The organism is Thermomonas beijingensis (genome assembly GCF_020034655.1).
In the GTDB taxonomy this organism is placed as follows: Bacteria; Pseudomonadota; Gammaproteobacteria; order Xanthomonadales; family Xanthomonadaceae; genus Thermomonas; species Thermomonas beijingensis.
In genome coordinates, this window is record NZ_JAIQDJ010000019.1 from 1 (window position 1) to 3,697 (window position 3,697).

The following is a 3,697-nucleotide window of genomic DNA, read 5'->3' on the forward strand; positions in this document are numbered from 1 at the left end:
TGCCATGAAGCGGCGTCGGCTTGAACGAACTGTTAGGTTGTAGGCGCCCGACGACCCAGTGCACACGCGAAGCAAGCTACGGAATGCTACCGCCACCACGGTGCGCAGGTCCCCTGCGCACTGTGGGCCAAGTACGCAAGGGCACACTTGAACCAAACAGTAAACCTATCAAGCGCAATTCAATGCAAAGCCCGCATATCCCCAAAAAATTCTGCGCTAAACCTAACGCCTGAGTTAAGCCGCGCCGCGAAGCGGCGTCGGCTTGAACGAATTGTTAGGGCGCACTACCTGATCTGCCTGAGCGCCCATTGTATGTACTGATAGGCCTCGTCAAAGCCATGCAGGTCAAACGAATCATCAACAGCTGATCTGTAGGGCCAATCAACGTAGCGTGTTGCTACACGTGAGCCAGAAACAAGCTGCTGAAGGATCTGCTTGCTTTGCGCTGCGGTGAAAACCCCCTCGCTGTCTGCCGGAGATCGTATTGCCGGATTAGAGTCAATACGGACTGAAGCGCTCGTGCCAGGGTACTGATCGCCGCCGATGAAAATCTTTAACCGACCGCCTGGGTAGAGCCAGACCCAAAGATCCTTCCGCTGGATATAGCATGACTTTGTGTCGTCCATTGGATCCCTCTTGCAGGAGGTACTCCAGTCCTTCCCGATGCCCAGCCCTGTCGTAAAAGACCCATCCGGCGCCCCGGAGAACGTGCCGCTACCGTCTGTGTAATAAATGCGGTACTGAACCCCGTTTAGAGAACCCTCCTCAATCTTGTTGATCTCGATGCGAGTTAGCAGCTCCAACTCCTTTTCGGAGACAACACCTTCCGGTGTGAACGGAGCGGTAGGCTTTAGTAGCGTTGGCTTCTCCACACGGTCTTTTGCCACAGATGGCAGCGATAGGGTAAGAAGAGCGAGTAAGAATAGTGGCTTCATGCGGATCCCCAATGTGCGCCCTAACGCCTGAATTAAGCCGCGCCGCGAAGCGGCGTCGGCTTGAATGAATTGTTAGGCCTCATTCGTGGCCGCTGTCTGAAAGATGCATTTGTCGCCGCGAGACTCAAGGGAGCGCAATAGAGGGACATTAACGGACTCGGCATGCTCGGCTGTCTGGGATGGGCTAGGCGGGTTGCCGTCACTCTCGTGGGTGTCAAGTATGGGACGTACCGGGATAGAAGAGTTGCCACATTGAACCTTAGTCCCGTTATAGCTACCGGAAATTTTTCCGGCGCCCCAAACGGTATGGGTACCCCAGCCGTCATACCAAGACAAAAATACTTGAGTCTCTCCTTGCCCGGTGGCAGAGAACGAAGCAAGAAGTAGTAGTCCAATCGCGATATTTCTCATGAGGCCTAACACCTGAATTAAGCCGCGCCGCGAAGCGGCGTCGGCTTGAATGAATTGTTAGATTGCACGCCAGCTATTGCGGACTGCCGCCATAAGTGCCAACAGTGCAACGATTGATACCAAGTCAAATTTTTCATGCTCAAAGTAGCGGTTGACTATGAACATGGAATAGGCGGTAAGGAGTGCGACTGAGCAACCGAAGAAGAATTTCGCCTGTCTGATGCGGCGATTCTTGGCTATTTTCGATTGTTCTTCTTGCGCGGCGCGGTAAGGTGCGAGCACCGATTCAGCAAGTTCGTTTGTTTGATCGGCCACGATGATGCTTCCTGTGCAATCTAACACCTGAGTTAACGCGCACCGCTGCGCTGGAATACGAGTTGCGACGCTGCCACGAAGCGGTGTCGCGTTGAACGAATTGTTAGGTTGCAGGAATCAAAGCGCCAGTAGTTTAACTGGTAAAGCATGGACGGTTTGAGGGCCTGTACAACTCTTGAGCTGACCGATTCTGGTTCGAGTCCAGACTGGCGCGCCACTTTTTGAGCGATACATGAAAATCAACTGGGATTTCTGCATCTACCTTGCCTGCGTGATCTTCCTTGTGGCGATGGCAATGACTCGGGATGGCTGGATGTCAACCGCTGGCGCGGCAGCTTGGAGATACTTAGCTGGGCTTGCGAAGAACAAGCCACTGCAACCTAACACCTGAGTTAAGCCGCGCCGCGAAGCGGCGTCGGCTTGGACGAATTGTTAGGTGTGCAGCTACTCACCTGCAAGAACCTCCGCAGACCCGGTGGACTGCTGAATTACTACCAGAAACGAACAGCCAGGCGGACCGGGCGGCGTGCAATCAAAGCCAATTAGCCACTCAGAGCCCTCTAATCGGGAGTAGGTGGAGTTGAGCTTGAACCGCGTGAGGTCAATACCTCGGGCGACGGCGGCCCGTTGAGCGACAGCCACGGCTGACTCCAGGGTCGTGACCGGATGGACATGCTTACGAGGCGCGCCTGCGTTGGAATTGGCTGCCACTACCAACAACGCGCCTGCGAGTACCGTGAAAGCCTTTACCCGCATGCCAGTAATGGTCATCTGCACACCTAACACCTGAGTTAAGCCGCGCCGCAACGAGGTGCAACCGAAGCGACAGCAGCCGGACGCCGAAAGATAACACGATGCCATGAAGCGGCGTCGGCTTGAACGAACTGTTAGGTTGTAGGCGCCCGACGACCCACTGCACACGCGAAGCAAGCTACGGAATGCTACCGCCACCACGGTGCGCAGGTCCCCTGCGCGCTGTGGGCCAAGTACGCAAGGGCACACTTGAACCTAACAGTAAACCTATCAAGCGAAATTCAATGCAAAGCCCGCACATCCCCAAAAAATTCCGCGCTAAACCTAACACCTGAATTAAGCCGACCCGCGAAGCGGGTTCGGCTTGAATGAATTGTTAGGCGCGTCCGCCACGATACTGATGTCTTGCGAAAATGGAGCCGCCAAGAAGAGCAAGAAGAAGGCCTGCAAATGTTCCGTAGTCGTACAGGAATCTCTCACGCTGCGTAATGTAAGCGATCTTTCCGTGGTTGTTGAACTCAACGACATGGCCAGTCTCTGCAATTGGTTGTGCAGGGCGATTCTTAGAAAGATGGGTTGCGATCGGTACCGACGAGAACCACGCCAGTAGTCCGATGATGACCAATGTGACTGCGAAAACTCTCATTGAGCGCCTAACGCCTGAATTAAGCCGCGCCGCGAAGCGGCGTCGGCTTGAATGAATTGTTAGATGCCAGCCCGGTCAATGTGCGCTGACCTTGGATAGCAGATTTAGAACGGCGACGCCACTAACGATAAGTCCCATGCCAACGAACGCCCACAAGTCTAGTTTCTGGCCATGGAAGATCCAAGCGATAGCTGCCACAAGTACGATGCCGAGGCCAGCCCAAACAGCATAAGCAATGCCGACCGGGATGGACTTGAGTGCGAGAGAGAGGAAATAGAACGCAAGCCCGTAGCCAGCCACAACTACAACAGAAGGAACTAACTTGGTGAATCCATGGCTGGACTTCAGTGCGGAAGTTGCGACGACCTCACCAAATATTGCAATAGCCAGAAAGAGCCAGTTCTTCACGTGCAATCTCCTCTACGGTATGAAGGAGAAATAGTAGTGGCTATGAGTTGCCAAAAACAGTCTTGCGGCTGTCGATTTTCTGTGAGCATACGCAACGCCAAATCTGGCATCTAACGCCTGAGTTAAGCCGACCTGCGTAGTGGCGGCGGCGGAGTGCTAGCGTACCGCAAGCACGCAGGCGCCGCCACGAAGCGGGGTCGGCTTGAACGAATTGTTAGGCCGCGCCCCA

At 54.4% G+C, this 3,697-nt stretch carries 4 protein-coding genes and 1 tRNA gene; 1 reads left to right on the forward strand and 4 read right to left on the reverse strand.

Features of this window, described 5'->3' with window-relative positions; genetic code table 11:
* Positions 1-284: 284 nt before the first annotated feature.
* A complete protein-coding gene (locus tag K7B09_RS12730) occupies positions 285-935 on the reverse strand; it encodes a hypothetical protein (protein ID WP_223629841.1) in 651 nt (216 codons plus the stop codon).
* 468 nt (positions 936-1,403) lie between these two features.
* Positions 1,404-1,661 (reverse strand): hypothetical protein, encoded by a 258-nt coding sequence (locus K7B09_RS12735; RefSeq protein ID WP_223629842.1) that lies wholly within the window; start codon positions 1,659-1,661, stop codon positions 1,404-1,406.
* Between the two features lie 122 nt (positions 1,662-1,783).
* On the opposite strand from K7B09_RS12735, the gene K7B09_RS12740 reads away from it, so the two are divergent.
* Positions 1,784-1,878, forward strand: a tRNA-OTHER gene (locus K7B09_RS12740).
* A gap of 912 nt (positions 1,879-2,790) precedes the next feature.
* Here K7B09_RS12740 and K7B09_RS12745 read toward each other — a convergent pair.
* The gene (locus K7B09_RS12745; RefSeq protein WP_223629843.1) at positions 2,791-3,060 is read right to left on the reverse strand and encodes a hypothetical protein; all 270 of its coding nucleotides are present in this window, start codon (positions 3,058-3,060) and stop codon (positions 2,791-2,793) included.
* A 75-nt stretch (positions 3,061-3,135) separates the two neighbouring features.
* On the reverse strand, positions 3,136-3,468 hold the full coding sequence (gene qac, locus K7B09_RS12750) for a quaternary ammonium compound efflux SMR transporter QacL (RefSeq protein ID WP_000800531.1): 333 nt from the start codon (positions 3,466-3,468) through the stop codon (positions 3,136-3,138).
* Positions 3,469-3,697: the final 229 nt, after the last annotated feature.

Bases quoted from the DNA above. Each gene is read 5' to 3' on its own strand.
- K7B09_RS12730 (WP_223629841.1), bottom strand. From the start codon at position 935: ATGAAGCCACTATTCTTACTCGCTCTTCTTACCCTATCGCTGCCATCT.
- K7B09_RS12745 (WP_223629843.1), bottom strand. From the start codon at position 3,060: ATGAGAGTTTTCGCAGTCACATTGGTCATCATCGGACTACTGGCGTGG.